Annotated in this window: 14 protein-coding genes, 1 tRNA gene and 1 pseudogene; 9 read left to right on the top strand and 7 right to left on the bottom strand. The window is 73.3% G+C overall.

The features are described 5' to 3' along the window. Positions 1 to 105: 105 nt before the first annotated feature. Positions 106 to 1,257 (top strand): amidase domain-containing protein, encoded by a 1,152-nt coding sequence (locus ACZ7P3_RS07570; RefSeq protein ID WP_472080297.1) that lies wholly within the window; start codon positions 106 to 108, stop codon positions 1,255 to 1,257. Here ACZ7P3_RS07570 and ACZ7P3_RS07565 read toward each other — a convergent pair. Beyond that, positions 1,245 to 1,793 (bottom strand): DUF4383 domain-containing protein, encoded by a 549-nt coding sequence (locus ACZ7P3_RS07565; protein WP_472079660.1) that lies wholly within the window; start codon positions 1,791 to 1,793, stop codon positions 1,245 to 1,247. The genes ACZ7P3_RS07570 and ACZ7P3_RS07565 overlap by 13 nt on opposite strands. A gap of 77 nt (positions 1,794 to 1,870) precedes the next feature. Next, positions 1,871 to 3,268, bottom strand: coding sequence for a hypothetical protein (locus tag ACZ7P3_RS07560; protein WP_472079659.1), 1,398 nt, complete (start codon positions 3,266 to 3,268; stop codon positions 1,871 to 1,873). Between the two features lie 602 nt (positions 3,269 to 3,870). Here ACZ7P3_RS07560 and ACZ7P3_RS07555 point away from each other — a divergent pair. Then, positions 3,871 to 3,945, top strand: a tRNA-Val gene (locus ACZ7P3_RS07555). A 46-nt stretch (positions 3,946 to 3,991) separates the two neighbouring features. Here ACZ7P3_RS07555 and ACZ7P3_RS07550 read toward each other — a convergent pair. Continuing rightward, the gene (locus ACZ7P3_RS07550) at positions 3,992 to 4,348 is read right to left on the bottom strand and encodes a hypothetical protein (RefSeq protein WP_472079658.1); all 357 of its coding nucleotides are present in this window, start codon (positions 4,346 to 4,348) and stop codon (positions 3,992 to 3,994) included. 94 nt (positions 4,349 to 4,442) lie between these two features. Next, positions 4,443 to 4,577: a hypothetical protein gene (locus tag ACZ7P3_RS07545; protein ID WP_472079657.1), complete on the bottom strand. Its 135-nt coding sequence runs from the start codon at positions 4,575 to 4,577 to the stop codon at positions 4,443 to 4,445. Positions 4,578 to 4,857: 280 nt separating this feature from the next. On the opposite strand from ACZ7P3_RS07545, the gene ACZ7P3_RS07540 reads away from it, so the two are divergent. Beyond that, positions 4,858 to 5,040 (top strand): hypothetical protein, encoded by a 183-nt coding sequence (locus ACZ7P3_RS07540; RefSeq protein ID WP_472079656.1) that lies wholly within the window; start codon positions 4,858 to 4,860, stop codon positions 5,038 to 5,040. 13 nt (positions 5,041 to 5,053) lie between these two features. Here ACZ7P3_RS07540 and ACZ7P3_RS07535 read toward each other — a convergent pair whose 3' ends face one another. Next, a complete protein-coding gene (locus ACZ7P3_RS07535) occupies positions 5,054 to 6,127 on the bottom strand; it encodes a ketopantoate reductase family protein (protein WP_472079655.1) in 1,074 nt (357 codons plus the stop codon). Positions 6,128 to 6,220: 93 nt separating this feature from the next. On the opposite strand from ACZ7P3_RS07535, the gene ACZ7P3_RS07530 reads away from it, so the two are divergent. The 4 genes and pseudogenes from ACZ7P3_RS07530 to ACZ7P3_RS07515 all read left to right on the top strand — a co-directional run. Next, the gene (locus tag ACZ7P3_RS07530; protein WP_472079654.1) at positions 6,221 to 6,460 is read left to right on the top strand and encodes a DUF2277 domain-containing protein; all 240 of its coding nucleotides are present in this window, start codon (positions 6,221 to 6,223) and stop codon (positions 6,458 to 6,460) included. A gap of 153 nt (positions 6,461 to 6,613) precedes the next feature. Continuing rightward, a complete protein-coding gene (locus ACZ7P3_RS07525; protein WP_472079653.1) occupies positions 6,614 to 8,536 on the top strand; it encodes an FAD/NAD(P)-binding protein in 1,923 nt (640 codons plus the stop codon). Positions 8,537 to 8,651: 115 nt separating this feature from the next. Then, entirely contained in the window at positions 8,652 to 9,107 is a 456-nt protein-coding gene (locus ACZ7P3_RS07520) for a DoxX family protein (RefSeq protein WP_472079652.1), read from the top strand. Between the two features lie 306 nt (positions 9,108 to 9,413). After that, positions 9,414 to 9,854, top strand: a pseudogene (locus ACZ7P3_RS07515) (DedA family protein); the annotation flags it as partial. 334 nt (positions 9,855 to 10,188) lie between these two features. Here ACZ7P3_RS07515 and ACZ7P3_RS07510 read toward each other — a convergent pair. Beyond that, the gene (locus ACZ7P3_RS07510) at positions 10,189 to 10,833 is read right to left on the bottom strand and encodes an HNH endonuclease family protein (RefSeq protein WP_472079651.1); all 645 of its coding nucleotides are present in this window, start codon (positions 10,831 to 10,833) and stop codon (positions 10,189 to 10,191) included. 398 nt (positions 10,834 to 11,231) lie between these two features. Between ACZ7P3_RS07510 and ACZ7P3_RS07505 the strand changes: the two genes are divergently transcribed. Next, complete coding sequence (locus tag ACZ7P3_RS07505) at positions 11,232 to 11,813, top strand: TMEM165/GDT1 family protein (protein ID WP_472079649.1); 582 nt, start codon at positions 11,232 to 11,234, stop codon at positions 11,811 to 11,813. A 146-nt stretch (positions 11,814 to 11,959) separates the two neighbouring features. After that, positions 11,960 to 12,616 carry an HAD-IA family hydrolase gene (locus ACZ7P3_RS07500; protein ID WP_472080295.1) on the top strand — a complete coding sequence of 219 codons (657 nt, stop codon included), beginning with the start codon at positions 11,960 to 11,962 and terminating at the stop codon, positions 12,614 to 12,616. Positions 12,617 to 12,863: 247 nt separating this feature from the next. Here ACZ7P3_RS07500 and ACZ7P3_RS07495 read toward each other — a convergent pair whose 3' ends face one another. Further along, a complete protein-coding gene (locus tag ACZ7P3_RS07495) occupies positions 12,864 to 13,811 on the bottom strand; it encodes a peptidoglycan-binding domain-containing protein (protein ID WP_472079648.1) in 948 nt (315 codons plus the stop codon). Positions 13,812 to 13,892 lie beyond the last annotated feature (81 nt).

Genomic DNA, 13,892 nt, shown 5'->3' with positions numbered 1-13,892 from the left:
CGCCACAGGAGCCATGCGAAGATGCCGTCCCCGGTAGGAGTACCGGCGTAGAGGGGAACATCATTGAAATCCAGAAGACTGAGCCGTAAGCGGAGCCGCACCGCCATAGTCACGGCGTCGGCCGCCGCCGTCGTCGCGGGCGTCGCCCTGGTGCCCAACTGGAGCGCGGGCGCCGCTGTCACCGACGACCCGACCGTCGACGCGGCCACCAAGGCCACCTTCCAGCGGCTGGCCGACGCGGTTTTCACCGACCGCACGGAAGCGCTGGTGGACAACACCGGCAAGAGCGGCGGGAACGGGCACCACCAGCGCACGTCCGCCTTCTCCGGCAAGGTGCGCCTGTCCGGCACCCAGTCGCACCAGCAGAGCTCGGCACTGAGCGAACTGCGCGGCCGCAAGTCCCGGCTCGCCAAGGCGGGCGAGAAGTACAGCAAGGGCAGCACCACGGTCAAGCTCGACGCCACCCAGGTCAAGGGCCGGCGCGCCACGGTGGACGTCACCGAGACCACGACCCTGACCTACGAGAAGGTCAAGGGCACCGAGCCGAAGACCACCGGTTTCCAGGCCCACCACGAGCTGACCTTCAAGGCCGACCAGAGCGGCAACTGGCAGCTGACCGACGTCCGTGACACCGACGACGGCTACCTCGCGGTCAACCAGGTCGCCCAGCCGACCGCCGTGAAGGCCAGCCCCGCGCCGGCCGACGACGGCCCGCCCTCGGCGGCCCGCGCGGCCACCACCTGGCCCGCGCCGGCCAACACGAAGAAGCTCACCGGCGGCGCGTACGACTACAAGGCCATGGTCACGTACGCGACGAAGTACTGGAACAACTACAACCCGGACTACCCGGACTACAACGGGCAGGGCGCGGGCGGTGACTGCACCAACTTCGTCAGCCAGTCCCTGAAGGCCGGCGGCTGGAAGCACGTTCCGGGTTACACGAACGACTTCCACAAGTGGTTCGGCAACGCCGACATCCAGTCCGACTCGTTCGTCGGCGTCAACGAGTTCTCCTGGTTCGCCCTGTCCTCCAAGCGCGTCACCAGCCTCGCCAACGTCTACCAGCTGGACATCGGCGACGTGCTCCAGATGGACTTCAACAAGGACGGGTCCAAGGACCACTCCATGATCGTCACCTACCGCAGCCCGCAGGGCGTGCCGTACGTGACGTACCACTCCACCAACACCTACAACCGGTCGGTGGCGAGCCTCGTCGCGTCGTACCCGGGTGCGGCCTTCTACGCCTACCGCACCTGATTCCCGCCCGGACGGGCCTGCTGCTCCGGCTCCATGGCGTCGGGGTGGCGGGCCCGCCAGTACGGGTTGTCGTGCGGCAGGGTCGAGCCGACTCTGCCGTACATCCCGAACACCATGAGCAGCACGCCGACCACGAAGCTGAACAGCACGTTCTGGATCTTGAAGGCCAGGAAGTTGTGGTCGGTGTCGAGCAGGGACAGGTTCAGGAACCCGCTGAGGATGAACAGGATCCCGAGGGTCATGTTCAGCGTCGACGCGAAGTTCCCGCCGATCACCATGCCGACGAAGAGCAGCAGCCCGACGCAGACGGACAGGACACTGAGCGCGCCATTGGTGTTCAGACCCATGGCGGTGTTCCCGCCGGTGTCGAAGAAACCGATGTTGTTGGTCAGGCCGAGGATGCCGAAGGCGAGCAGGAACAGACCCATCAGGCCCGCGCCGATCCGGTAGACCTTGTTCAGGCGGTGATCGACGGGAAGGTGGTCGTCGAGCCGGGTCCGCCGCCGCGTCTGCTGGTGCACTGAATGTGTGGCCATATCCGCCTCCTTCGTGTGCCAGCGGAGGCCATACGTACGACCCAATATCCGCCCGCCACGCCTCGGCGGCAAACGGCTCAGTGAATGCCGCCCCGCTCCTCGCGGATCTGGGTCACCACCCGGGCCACGGTCTGCCGCACGGCCTCCGTCTCGGTCAGGAAGTGCCAGTAGTCGGGGTGCCGCCCCTCCAGCGTGCCGACCGCCCGCTCCAGCCGGGCCACCGCGTCGTCCAGCGGCCGCGCATGCCGCGGATCAGGGTTCGTCCGGCCGGTCATGGCCAGCCGCTGGGCGTCCCGGATGGCGAACCGGGTCCGGTCGATCTCCTGCTGCGGGTCCTTCTGCACCGCGTTCAGCCGGGTGAGCCGGTCACCGGCGGCCGACACCGCTTCGTCGGTGCTGTTCAGCAGGGCCCGCACGGTCGACAGCAGCGAGGCGGCGTCCGCCCAGCGCTGGGCGTCCCGGGCGGCCCGGGCCTCGCCCAGCTTCAGCTCGGCCTGCCGTACGTTCTCCGCGGCCTGCGCGGGCACCTGCTGCAGGTCCTGCCAGCAGGCGGCCGAGAACCGCCGCCGCAGCTCGCTCAGCACCGGATCGACCTGTCCCGCCCGGGTCGTCAGCGCCTGCGCCCGGGTCCGCAGACTCACCAGCCGGTGATCGATCTCGGCCGCCTGCTCCGGCAGCCGCTCGGCCTCCGCCCGGATCGCCCCGGCCTCCCGCTGCACGCGCTCGGCCCGCTCCAGCGTCTGCGCCAGCCCGTGCTGCCCGGCCCCCTGGTTCAGCTTCGTCAGCTCGGGGGAGAGGGCCGCCAGCCGCGCCGCGAGATCCTCGGCCGTGAGGCCGCTCTGCCGCGCCGCGTCCAGCGCGTTGCTCGCGCCCAGCAGCGCCTGCCGGGCCCGCTCCACGGCGGGGGCGAGCCGGGCGAGCTGTGTCTCGGCCTTGCCGAGCAGCGGCCCGAGCGCATCGCCGAAGCGTTCCAGCTCCTGCCCGACCCGGACCAGTTCGTCCTTGGCGGCGGTCAGCTCGCCACGCGCCCGGGCGGCCGCTGCGGCCTCCAGATCGTCCCGGTCGAGGTCATGGGCGTCGACGGCCTGGATGTAGCGCTGGCTGACCTCGTCGATCCGCCGGCCCAGCGCCTCGAAGTCGGCGATGGCGCGCCGGGCGGCGGGGGAGTCGTCGACGGCCGTGATGGTCTCGATGGAGATCCGCAGGTCCCGCTGAGCGGTGTCGAGTTCGTAGAACGCGGCCGCCGCGGCGTCCTTCGCGGCCTGCGCCTCGGCCCGCTGGCCCTCCGCACGCCCGCCGAACCAGCGCCGGGTGCCGCCGCCGGCGAACGCGCCGGGCAGTGCCAGCGCGGCGAGCACCGGCAGGCTCATCAGTGTGAGGGTGTCGCGCAGAGCCGAGGACCCGCCCCGGCGCCGTACGGCCGACGGCGGATGCGGGTACGACCGCGTCGATGGCGTGCCCGGTGTCGCCGTCACATCCCTCTCCCGTGCTGTGGTCCGCCCTGGGTGGTGTCATTCTCCCACCCGTGAAAGACGAACACACGGGCCGGTCAGTTCGCTGTGCGCACCGTTACTTTCCCGTCCGGTGAGCGGACGGGCGCGGCGTGCGGACGCCTGTCGTCGCGGGGCACCGGGAAGGGCTCGGCGTGCGGACGCCTGTCGTCGCGGGGCACCGGGAAGGGCTCGGCGTGCGGACGCCTGTCGTCGCGGGGCGCCGGGAAGGGCACGGTGTGCGGACGCCTGTCGTCGCGGGGCGCCGGGAAGGGCGCGGCGTGCGGACGCCTGTCGTCGCGGGGCGCCGGGACGGACACCGCCCCGTCGTCGGAGCCCGCCTCGAGGCGATGGGCGGCCCGGGGCGGCGTGACCGGCACGGCCCCGCAGTCGCTGTCGGCATCCACGGGGCCGGGTACCGCGGCTGGTTCGAGGCGCGACGCATCAGGCCCCGCCCACCTGCGCCGATGAGGCACCGATGGCCGGAGCAGGCCCGGTCCGCCGGAGAGGCCCTCGCCCCGGGACGTACGCCCCGGACACGGTTTGCGGCACTGCCCCCCGGGCCATGTAGGCTGTCGGTTCGTCCCGGGTGCGTAGCTCAGGGGTAGAGCGCCTGCCTTACAAGCAGGATGTCGGCGGTTCGAAACCGTCCGCGCCCACCAGGAGAAACGAGAAGCCCTCGACCGCTGCCGGTCGGGGGCTTTCGTGTCACTCCTTCTCGCCGGCTCTTTCCCCGGCCTTCTCCTCGCGCGCGTGCTTCAGCTTCATGCGGGCCTCGACCCGCTCCGCCGTCGCGACCTCGGCCCAGAAGCGGTGGCCGCTGACGAACACCGCCAGCTCGTGCTCCCGTTGCCGCAGCTTCTCCACCTCGGCCTGCTCGTCCGCCGTCCAGCCGGGGGACGCGGGCCGCTCCGTCTTGCGCCAGCCGTTGTCGTCGAGGAAGCCGTCCATCGGCTCGACCGACCAGGGCAGCCGCTTGAGCAGGGCCGACAGCTCGGCCCGGACCTGATGCAGCTCCTCCTGACCGGCTAGGAGGTCACTGGGGAATTCATAGGTCGTAGCCACGCGGCAATGCTACGCCTGTTCGATTTTGGGTGGCGAGTTCGGCAGCGGGGTTCACGCGAACGGGTGGGCCCGGGCGCCGTACCCGCACGGCACCTCAGCCGGCCGGTTCCGGAGCGGGCCGGGTGCCGGCCGCGGAGTCGATGACCGCGCGGGCGACGGCGCGGCCGGAGGCACCGTTGACCGCGGGCCCGGGCCAGGTCGCGGCGCCGATCAGCCAGGCGCCGGGCACGAGGATGCGGTGGCCGCCGCGGTGGGCGGGGACGGGGTTGACGGCGCCGCCCGCGTCCAGCCTCCGGTCGGTGAAGTGCGGCCGTGCCGACAGGGCGAGGTTGATCTGGAAGCAGCCGCGGCGGAAGCGGTATGCGGCCGGCCTGGGCCCGCACGCCCGCGGGGATGCCGGGGGCGCCGCGGAGCAGCCTGCCGTACAGCTGGTCGGGTGTGGCTGAGACGAACAGGCCGCGTCGCCGCGGCGGGCCCGTGCCGGGCGGGCCGTCCCGCTCAGCGCGGTCGTGCTGGTGCTGCTCGCCGCGGGCTCCTGGGACGCCCTCGGTCCCGTGCTGATCGTCGCGGGTCTGGCGCAGCTGGGCGACGCCGCGATCGGCGCCGCCCGCCGCATCAGGGGGATGCTGATCACCTCGGCCGCTCTCGCCGCGGTGCATCTGGTGTCGGCCCAGTGGCTGCTGACCCATTGAGCCGACGGGGCCGTCAGCGGCCGGCGGCGTGTACTTCGCCGACCAGGCGCGCCGTCACCGGCACGGGTACGCCGTGCCGGTCCGCCGCGCGCAGCAACGCGCCGCCGATGGCGTCGAGTTCGAGCGGGCGGCCCGCCTCGGCGTCGCGCTGCATGGAGGACTTGGCGGCGGGCGGGAAGGCGTCGTACCGGGACAGGGCCAGGGCCGGGTCCGTGGGGGCGCCGCAGGCGCGGCCGACCGCGGCGGCCTCGGCGACCAGGGATTCCAGTTCCCAGCGGTGGCGGGTGCGGGCTTCGCCGAGGGGGATGCCGTAGCGCGTGGTGAGCAGGGCGAAGGGGGCGAGGAAGGTCATCTTCGCCCACAGGGCAGCCGTCTCGTCGTCGAGGACGCGGGTGGTCGCACCGGCCGAGGAGAGGGTGGCGGCGAGGGATTCGAGGCCGGAGCGGGGGACCGCGTCGCCCGTCAGGTCGATCTCCGTGAAGGGGCTGCCGTGCTCGATCACGCCGGGGGCGAGGCGGGTGGACTCCACGCGGATCACGGCCGGGGCGACGCTCTCGGGGCGGTAGCGGGCGCGCAGGGCCGCGGGGTGCTCGACGCCGTTCAGGAGCGGTACGACGAGGGCGTCGCCGAGGACGGCGGGCGGGACGCGGGTGAGGGCGGCGTCCAGGGAGGTGTGCTTGACGGTGATCAGGCAGGCGTGCACGGGTTCGCGCAGTTCGGTGTCCGCCTCGACGGGGGCCGTGAAGTCGCCGAACTGGCGGCTGCGGACCTGGATGCCGGTACCGCGCAGGGCGTCGGCCGTGGCCGTGCGGGCCAGGCAGATGACGCGGTGGCCGGAGCGGGACAGCAGGGCGGCGAGGAGGCCGCCGGTGCCGCCGGGGCCCAGGACGGCCACGGTGAGGCCGCCGGTACCGCTCGTGCCGCCGGTACCGCTCGTGCCGCCGGTACCGCCCGTGCCGCCGGTACCGCTCGTGCCGCCGGTACCGCTCGTGCCGCCGGTGTCGCCGGTGCTGCTCGTGCCGCTGGTACCGCCGGTGTCGCTCGTGCCGCCCGTGCCCGGGACGGACGTGGTGTGCTTGTTCGTCATGAGGAGGTTCCTCTCGTCGGTCGGCCCCGGGGATCGGTGGCCGCCTTCGCCGGGATCTTCGCAGGGGTGCGCGGTGTGCGTGAGACTGGGGGCATGTGCCGGAGTATCAAGACGCTGCGTCCGCCCGTGCTGCCCGGTGAGGCCACCGACGACGACATCCGGGCCGCCGCGCTGCAGTACGTGCGCAAGGTCTCGGGGTTCCGGGCGCCCGCCGCCCACAACCGCGAGGTGTTCGACCGGGCCGTGGAGGCCGTCGCCCAGGCCACGGCCGAGCTGCTCGGGGGGCTGGAGGTGCGCGGCGCATCCGTGCGCGGAGCGGGGCGAGAGGCGTGAACCTGTCCTGAGCGCACCGGGACCGGCATGGCGGACAACTCGGGCCTGGTGAACCGGTGTTGGTGCGGACCGGGTCCGGAGTGACCCCTCCCGGCCGGTCCCGGACGGGCATGATGAGGCGGACCGTCCGCTTCCCCTGGGCGGTCTGCTGCCATGCGCCCCATACGCTCGGGAGTCACACCTTTGTCTGCACCGACCCAGGAATCCCCCACGGTCTCCGTCGCCCTGGTCGGGGCCGGACCGCGCGGCACCAGCGTCCTGGAGCGCCTCTGCGCCTCCGCACCGGAACTCCTGCCGTCCGGCGCCCGGCTGGCGGTCCACGTGATCGACCCGGCGCCGCCCGGCCCGGGCCGGGTCTGGCGGACCGCGCAGCCGGCCGAACTCCTGATGAACACCGTGGCGAGCCAGGTGACGCTGTTCACCGACGCCAGCGTGGACTGCTCGGGCCCCGTCCGCCCCGGCCCCAGCCTCCACGAGTGGGCGCGGGGCGAACTCGGCCCGGACGACTACCCCACCCGCGCCCACTACGGCCGTTACATGGAGTGGGTGTTCGCGCGGACCGTCCGGACGGCCCCGCGGCCGGTGCGCGTCCACACCCACCGGGCCCGTGCCCTGCGGCTGGACGACGGCCCGGACGGCAGTCAGGCGCTCACCCTCGACGACGGCGGCGTGCTGCCCGGACTCGCGGCCGTGGTCCTGGCCCAGGGGCATCTGCCGGCGACCGCCGACGACGAGCAGCGACGGGCCGCCGGGCACGCCGGGCGGCACGGTCTGCGCCATGTTCCGCCCGCCAATCCGGCCGACGTCGACCTCTCCGCGCTCGCCCCCGGCGAACCGGTGCTGCTGCGCGGCCTGGGCCTCAACTTCTTCGACCACATGGCCCTGTTGACCACCGGCCGGGGAGGCCGCTTCGTCCGCGGCGCCGACGGTGCCCTCGGGTACCGGGCCTGCGGCCGGGAACCGCGCCTGTACGCGGGTTCGCGGCGCGGGGTGCCGTACCGGGCGCGCGGCGACAACGCCAAGGGTCCCTACGGCCGTCACCTCCCGCTGGTGCTCACCCCCGAGGTGACGGCGGGCTTCCGCGGGCGAGCCGACTCCGGTGACGCGCCCGACTTCCTCCAGGAGGTCTGGCCGTTGGTCGCGAAGGAGGTGGAGACGGTCTACTACGGCGCGCTGACCGGCCGGCCCGACTTCGCCGGCCGCTTCCTCGCCGTGCCGCACGGGGATCCCCGGGAGGCCGCACTGCTGGACGAGTTCGGGGTGGGCGCCGGGGACCGGTGGTGCTGGGAGCGGATCTCCCGGCCGTACGGGGAACGGGAGTTCGCGGATGCCGGGCAGTGGCGGGCGTGGCTGCTGGCGTATCTGCGCGAGGACGCGGCGGAGGCCGCCCTGGGCAATGTGCGCGGTCCGCTGAAGGCGGCCCTGGACGTGCTGCGCGACCTGCGCAACGAGATACGGCTGGTGGTGGACCACGGCGGCCTGACCGGCGACTCCCGGCGTGCTCACCTGGACCGCTGGTACACCCCACTCAACGCCTTTCTGTCCATCGGCCCGCCCCGGCGCCGGATCGAGGAGCTGGCGGCCCTGCTGGAGGCGGGCGTGGTGGAGGTGCTGGGCCCACGGCTCGACGTGCGCGCCGAGGACGGGGCGTGGGTGGCGCGCTCACCGCGGGTGCCGGGCTCGGCGGTGCGTGTGACGACCCTCATAGAGGCGCGTCTTCCGGAGCCCGATCTGCGCCGGACGGCGGACGACCTGCTTTCCGGGCTGCTGGACGGCGGCGGCTGCCGGCCGCACACCGTGGACGGCTACGAAACCGGAGGGCTGGACGTGACATCGCGCCCCTACCGTCTGATCGACCGTCAAGGACTGGTGCACGAAAGGCGGTTCGCGTTCGGAGTACCGACGGAAGGCGTGCACTGGGTGACCGCGGCGGGCGCCCGTCCAGGGGTGGATTCGGTCACGCTTTCGGACGCCGACGCGGTGGCGCGAGCCGTCCTACGTGCGGCCGTGGCCGATATGGAATCGCACACCCGGGCGACATCGTGGCCTGATGTTGAACTTGCAAGCATTGATTAGGTCCCCCTAACCTGGGTCCCTCGCTCGGTACCGACGCCCCCACGACCGGCCCGGTGCGCCCTGTCCGGCTCCACCGGACGGAACGGCCCGGCCGACACCGAAGAGGAGACCCCCCATGTCCGCTCGTCTCGACTCCGCCCAGCCGTACGTCCTCGGACTCTTCCGCATCGTCATCGGCCTGCTGTTCTCCGTGCACGGCGCCGCCTCGCTCTTCGGCGTCCTCGGCGGCGCCATGGGCACCAACGGCGGCACGATCCCGTCCGGCACCTGGCCGGGCTGGTACGCGGCCGTGATCCAGCTGGTCGCCGGCGGCCTCGTCCTGCTCGGCCTCGGTACCCGTGCCGCCGCGCTGGTCGCCTCGGGCTCGATGGCTTACGCGTACTTCGACGTCCACCAGCAGGCCGCCCTGTGGCCCATCCAGAACGGCGGCGAACTCTCGGCCCTCTTCAGCTGGGCGTTCCTGCTGCTGGTCTTCACCGGCTCCGGCGCCTTCGGCCTGGACCGCCTCGTCGCCCGTCGCACCGCCGCGACGCGGCAGCCGGCCGTGGACCAGGCCCCGATAGCGGCCTGACCGATCCGCCGACGTCACGGCGCCCCTCCCCTGCCGCACGGGGAGGGGCGCCGCCGTGCGGGCCGCCCGCACGCCGTGTCTGCGCCTGCGCCCGCGCGCTGCGGCCGGACCCGGAACGGCATGGTCGCCCTGCGCGCGTCCCCTCGGCATGGTCACCCTGCGTGGATCCCATGAGGACCCCGCGCACCTCCTGTCACACCCCCGGCGTACGCTGTATGGCTGTCATCGGGGGAATCGCGGGGGAGCGGGGGAATCGTCGTGTTGGATAGCGTGGGGTCACTGGCGGGCAGTCCATGGATCTACGCCATGGTGGCCCTGTCGGTGCTGCTCGACGTGTTCGTGCCGGTGCTGCCGAGCGGAGTGCTCGTCATCACGGCGGCCACGGCTGCGGCGGCGGGTTCCGGCGCGGCGACCGGACGGTTCCCGCACGGTGTGCCGGACATCCTCGCGCTGACCTTCTCGGCCGCGACCGCCTCGGTCCTCGGCGACCTGGTCGCCTACCGCCTGGCCTGGCGGGGCGGCGATCGCCTGGACCGCGCGATCGCCCGCTCCCGCCGCCTGAGCACTGCGCAGGAACGTCTCGGCGAGGCGCTGTCCCGCGGCGGCGGCGCCCTGGTCGTCCTGGCCCGCTTCGCCCCCGCCGGCCGCTCGGTCGTCTCCCTCTGTGCGGGCGCCGCCCACCGCCGTCCCCGCGACTTCGTCCCGTGGTCCGCGCTGGCGGGCCTGTCCTGGGCCGTCTACAGCGTCGCCCTCGGCTACTTCGGCGCCCGCTGGCTGGGCGCCACCTGGCTGGCCACGGCCGTGTCGGTGGCGGCACTGTTCGGGGCGGGGGCCGCGGCGGGATTCCTGATGCGGCGCCGGCCGGCGTAGCGGCTCCGGGGCCTCGACGGCCGCGCCCGACGGAGCGGCCCCGCTCCCGGGCCCGGCCTCTTGGGGACCGGCCTTTCGGGGCCCGGTGCCGGCTCCCGGCGCGGCCCCGCACCGCCTCCCCGGTCCGGCGCCTGGCGCACGCGGCGGACCGAGGAGGGGGATGCCCGGCGACGGCGTCAGCGGTTCGCCAGGTGGTTCGTGGGCGACGGCGTCAGCAGTTCGCCAGGTAGTTCGTCAGCGCGGTCTTCTCCGCGGAGTCGACCGAGAGGTTGTAGTAGTACTTCACCTGGACCCAGGCGCGGACGTACGTGCAGACGTACGCGGAGCGGGACGGGACCCAGGTGGCCGGGTCCTGATCGCCCTTGGCCTGGTTGACGTTGTCGGTGACCGCGAGGAGCTGGGGGCGGGTGACGTCGTTGGCGAAGGCCTGGCGCTGGGCGGTGGTCCACTTGCTCGCGCCGGAGTCCCAGGCCTCGGCGAGCGGCACGAGGTGGTCGATGTCCAGGTCGGAGGCGGCGGTCCAGGTGGCGCCGTCGTAGGGGGAGTACCAGCTGCCGCTGGTGGCGGTGCAGGCGGAGTTGGTGACGACGTTCGAGCCGTCCCGCTTGAGGATCCACTCGCGGGTGTTGCAGGTGCCCGAGATGGTGATCCAGGTCGGGAAGAGGTCGCGCTCGTAGCCGGTGCGGTTCTCGGTGGCCACGGTGAGCTGGGAGAGGTAGCTGCGGGCGGTGGCGGCGCTGACCGGCGTGGGGAGGGCGGCGGAGGCGCTCGGGGAGTTGAACAGGGCGGCGGAGGCTATCAGGCCGGTGAGGGTGGCGAGTATGCTCAGGCGTCGACGCGCGTAGAACTTCGGCATGCGAACTCCCTTGTGGGGTGGGGGTGTTGGGCGCGAGCCAGGGAATGCTCGCGGCGCCGTGTTGCGGTGGAGTGAGCGCTCGGTGAGAAGTTAGTGACGTGTTCATGACATGACAAGATTCGGGGCGGAACCTTCACGTCCCTCATGGCGGAACCTTCACGTCCCTTACACTGGGGAGCGCAGAAGGGGAGTAGCTCTTCGCCGGACCGTCGACATACTGCTCAGCAAGCCTGAGCCGGCGCCCGGAGGCGGATTCCGCAAGGACCGCCCAGCGAGACCTTCGGCAAGCAGTGCACGCCCGTGCCTCATCGCACGGGTGGCCAGTGCGCTGCCGTGCCGAGGTGTCTCATGTGAGGTTCAGCACTCTCGGCGGGGCAGCCCCGACCGATTGAGGAACCTTGATCAGCATCACCGTGACGGCGCTCGTCTTCGGCGTCATCTTCCTCGCCGAACTGCCGGACAAGACCGCCCTCGCCGGCCTCGTCCTCGGTACCCGCTACCGCGCCTCGTACGTCTTCGCGGGCGTCGCCGCCGCCTTTCTGCTGCACGTCGTGCTCGCCGTCGCGGCCGGCAGCGTGCTGACCCTGCTGCCGCAGCGGATCGTGCACGCGATCACCGGCGTCCTCTTCCTCGGCGGCGCCGCGGTGCTCCTGATGAAGAAGGGCGAGGACGAGGAGGACGTCCGCAGGCCGGCCGACCAGTCCTTCTGGAAGGTCGCGGGTACGGGCTTCATGCTCATCCTCGTCGCCGAGTTCGGTGACCTGACCCAGATCATGACCGCCAACCTCGCCGCCCGCTACGACGATCCCGTCTCCGTCGGCCTCGGCGCGGTCCTGGGGCTGTGGGCGGTGGCCGGGCTCGGCATCGTCGGCGGGAAGGCCCTGATGAAGCGGGTGCCGCTGCGGCTGATCACGCAGATCGCGGCCCTGCTGATGCTGGGGCTCGGCGTGTGGAGCCTCTACGAGGCCGTGGCGGGCTGAGCTGAACGGCGGGTGAACCCTTGCCGGGGGTGGTGGCGGGATCGGGTCCTGGTTTTGTACCGTGAAGAAACAAAGTGGCTCCCGCCCGTTTCCCCTGACCGGCGGGCGGGGCCGCCTTGTCCCGCACCTCGTACCTGGAGCTGCCGATGCCGGCCACCGTCCTCACCACCCGCGCCCTCCTGCTCGACATGGACGGCACCCTCGTCAACTCGGACGCCGTGGTCGAGCGCATCTGGCGGCGCTGGGCGCGGCGCCACGGGCTGGACGGCGACCGGGTGATGAAGATCGTCCACGGCCGGCAGGGCCACGCCTCGATGGCGGTGCTGCTGCCCGACCGGCCCGTGGAGCAGAACCTCGCCGACAACGCCCGCATGCTCGCCGCGGAGACCGCCGACATGGACGGCGTGGTGGAGGTGCCCGGTGCCGCCGCCTTCCTCGCCTCCCTGCGCGGACTGCCGCACGCCCTGGTGACCTCCGCCGACGTCGCGCTGTCCACCGCTCGCATGGCCGCCGCCGGGCTGGGCCTGCCCGAGGTGCGGATCACGGCCGAGTCGGTCGGCGCGAGCAAGCCCGACCCCGAGGGGTTCCTGAAGGGTGCAGCCGAGCTGGGGGCGGATCCGGTGGACTGTGTCGTCTTCGAGGACTCCGGTGCGGGGATCGCGGCGGGGCGCGCCGCGGGGATGACGGTCGTGGGCGTCGGGCCGCGGGCCGCCGTGCACGGGCCCGATGCCGTGGTGCCGGACCTCACGCACGTGAGGGTCGAGGGCGCGGCCGACGGAGAGATCCGGCTGCACGTGGGCTGAGCGCCCCGCCAGGGAGGGCTGTGCTCCCTGACTCCTTACCGGTCCCCTCAGACTCCCTACAGGTCCCCTGGCTCCGGACCGCCGATGGCCCCCGGCCGGTCCTCTGACTCCGGACCGCCGATGGCCTCCGGCCGGTCCGATGGCCTCCGACCGGTCCGGTTGCCCCCGATCGGTCCCATGGGCCGCGACCGCTGCGAACGGTCGCGTCCTCGGACGCCGGACCGGCTCACGGGTCCGCCGGACCGGCTCACGGGTCCGCCGTCTCCGACTCCAGGCTGGTGCGGGTGGCCGGGCCGTACACGCCCGGCTCGTCCTCGGTGATGCCCCGGGCCCACTGGTAGGTGCGTACGGCGTCCTCCACGGAGTCGGTGAAGATGCCCGTGACCGGATCGTCGTAGAGGTTCAGCTGCCGGAGCCTCAGCTGGAGTTCGGTGACCTGCGGGCCCTGGTCGCCCCACCGCAGTACGGGGGGCGCGGTGGGTGCCGTGTGCGGGGTGCGGTCGGCCGTCGGCGAGGGCGTCACGGAGGGCCGGGCGGATGCGCTGCGGGAAGCCGTGGGGGACGGGGAAGGGGGCGCGCTGCTCGAGGCCGGACTCGGGTCGGCCGACGGGGAGCGGGACGGAGTGGCCGGGCGGGGCGGGGCGGCCTTCGGGGGTGGTGCCGGCGCCGACGCCGAGGAGGCGCCCGGGGGCGTCACCTCCGGGACGCTCTCCCGCACCTCCTGGGCCGCCCGGTCCCGCGTGGGCGGATGGTACGAGAACAGTCCGCCAGCCAGTCCGGCAGCCGTCACGACCGCGATCCCCGCACCCGCGACGGACAGCAGGAGCGTGCGGCGGGAGCGCCGCCGGGGTTCCCCCGCCGGATCGCCGGACTGCGCGCCGGGCTCGCTCGCCGGCCGAGGCGCGAAGAGCCGCAGGTCGGTCGTGCTCGGCCCGGGTGCCGGGGCCGGCGGCCGGGTGACCTCGGCGGCCGGCGGCGGCGCGGTCGGGGCGGCGGCGCCGTCCTCGGAGGCGTCGGTCACCTCGACGTAGGGCCGTATCCGCAGCGGATCGAAGTCCTCCGCCGCGGCCGCCTCCGCCGTACGCGTCTCGCGCAGCGCGTCGGCCGCGCGCCGGGTGCAGTCGCAGGACGGGGTGTTGTCCGGCTGCCGCGGTGTCCCGCACTCCGGGCAGGTGTGGCTCCTCGGTCCGGTCATGCGTCGGGTCCCCTCCCCTCGCGAACTCCAGAGTTTATGCAGACCTCCTCCACATCCGCCGAGGCGGAACACGCGGCAAAC

It is taken from the genome of Streptomyces sp. NPDC107581, from assembly GCF_055657175.1.
The sequence above is the reverse complement of the archived record's forward strand: the minus strand, read 5'-3'. Positions and strand labels throughout refer to the sequence as shown.

Coding starts and splice junctions, on each gene's coding strand:
- ACZ7P3_RS07530 (WP_472079654.1), top strand. CDS start 6,221: ATGTGCCGGAGTATCAAGACGCTGCGTCCGCCCGTGCTGCCCGGTGAG.
- ACZ7P3_RS07535 (WP_472079655.1), bottom strand. CDS start 6,127: ATGACGAACAAGCACACCACGTCCGTCCCGGGCACGGGCGGCACGAGC.
- ACZ7P3_RS07525 (WP_472079653.1), top strand. CDS start 6,614: ATGCGCCCCATACGCTCGGGAGTCACACCTTTGTCTGCACCGACCCAG.
- ACZ7P3_RS07495 (WP_472079648.1), bottom strand. CDS start 13,811: ATGACCGGACCGAGGAGCCACACCTGCCCGGAGTGCGGGACACCGCGG.
- ACZ7P3_RS07510 (WP_472079651.1), bottom strand. CDS start 10,833: ATGCCGAAGTTCTACGCGCGTCGACGCCTGAGCATACTCGCCACCCTC.
- ACZ7P3_RS07520 (WP_472079652.1), top strand. CDS start 8,652: ATGTCCGCTCGTCTCGACTCCGCCCAGCCGTACGTCCTCGGACTCTTC.
- ACZ7P3_RS07500 (WP_472080295.1), top strand. CDS start 11,960: ATGCCGGCCACCGTCCTCACCACCCGCGCCCTCCTGCTCGACATGGAC.
- ACZ7P3_RS07565 (WP_472079660.1), bottom strand. CDS start 1,793: ATGGCCACACATTCAGTGCACCAGCAGACGCGGCGGCGGACCCGGCTC.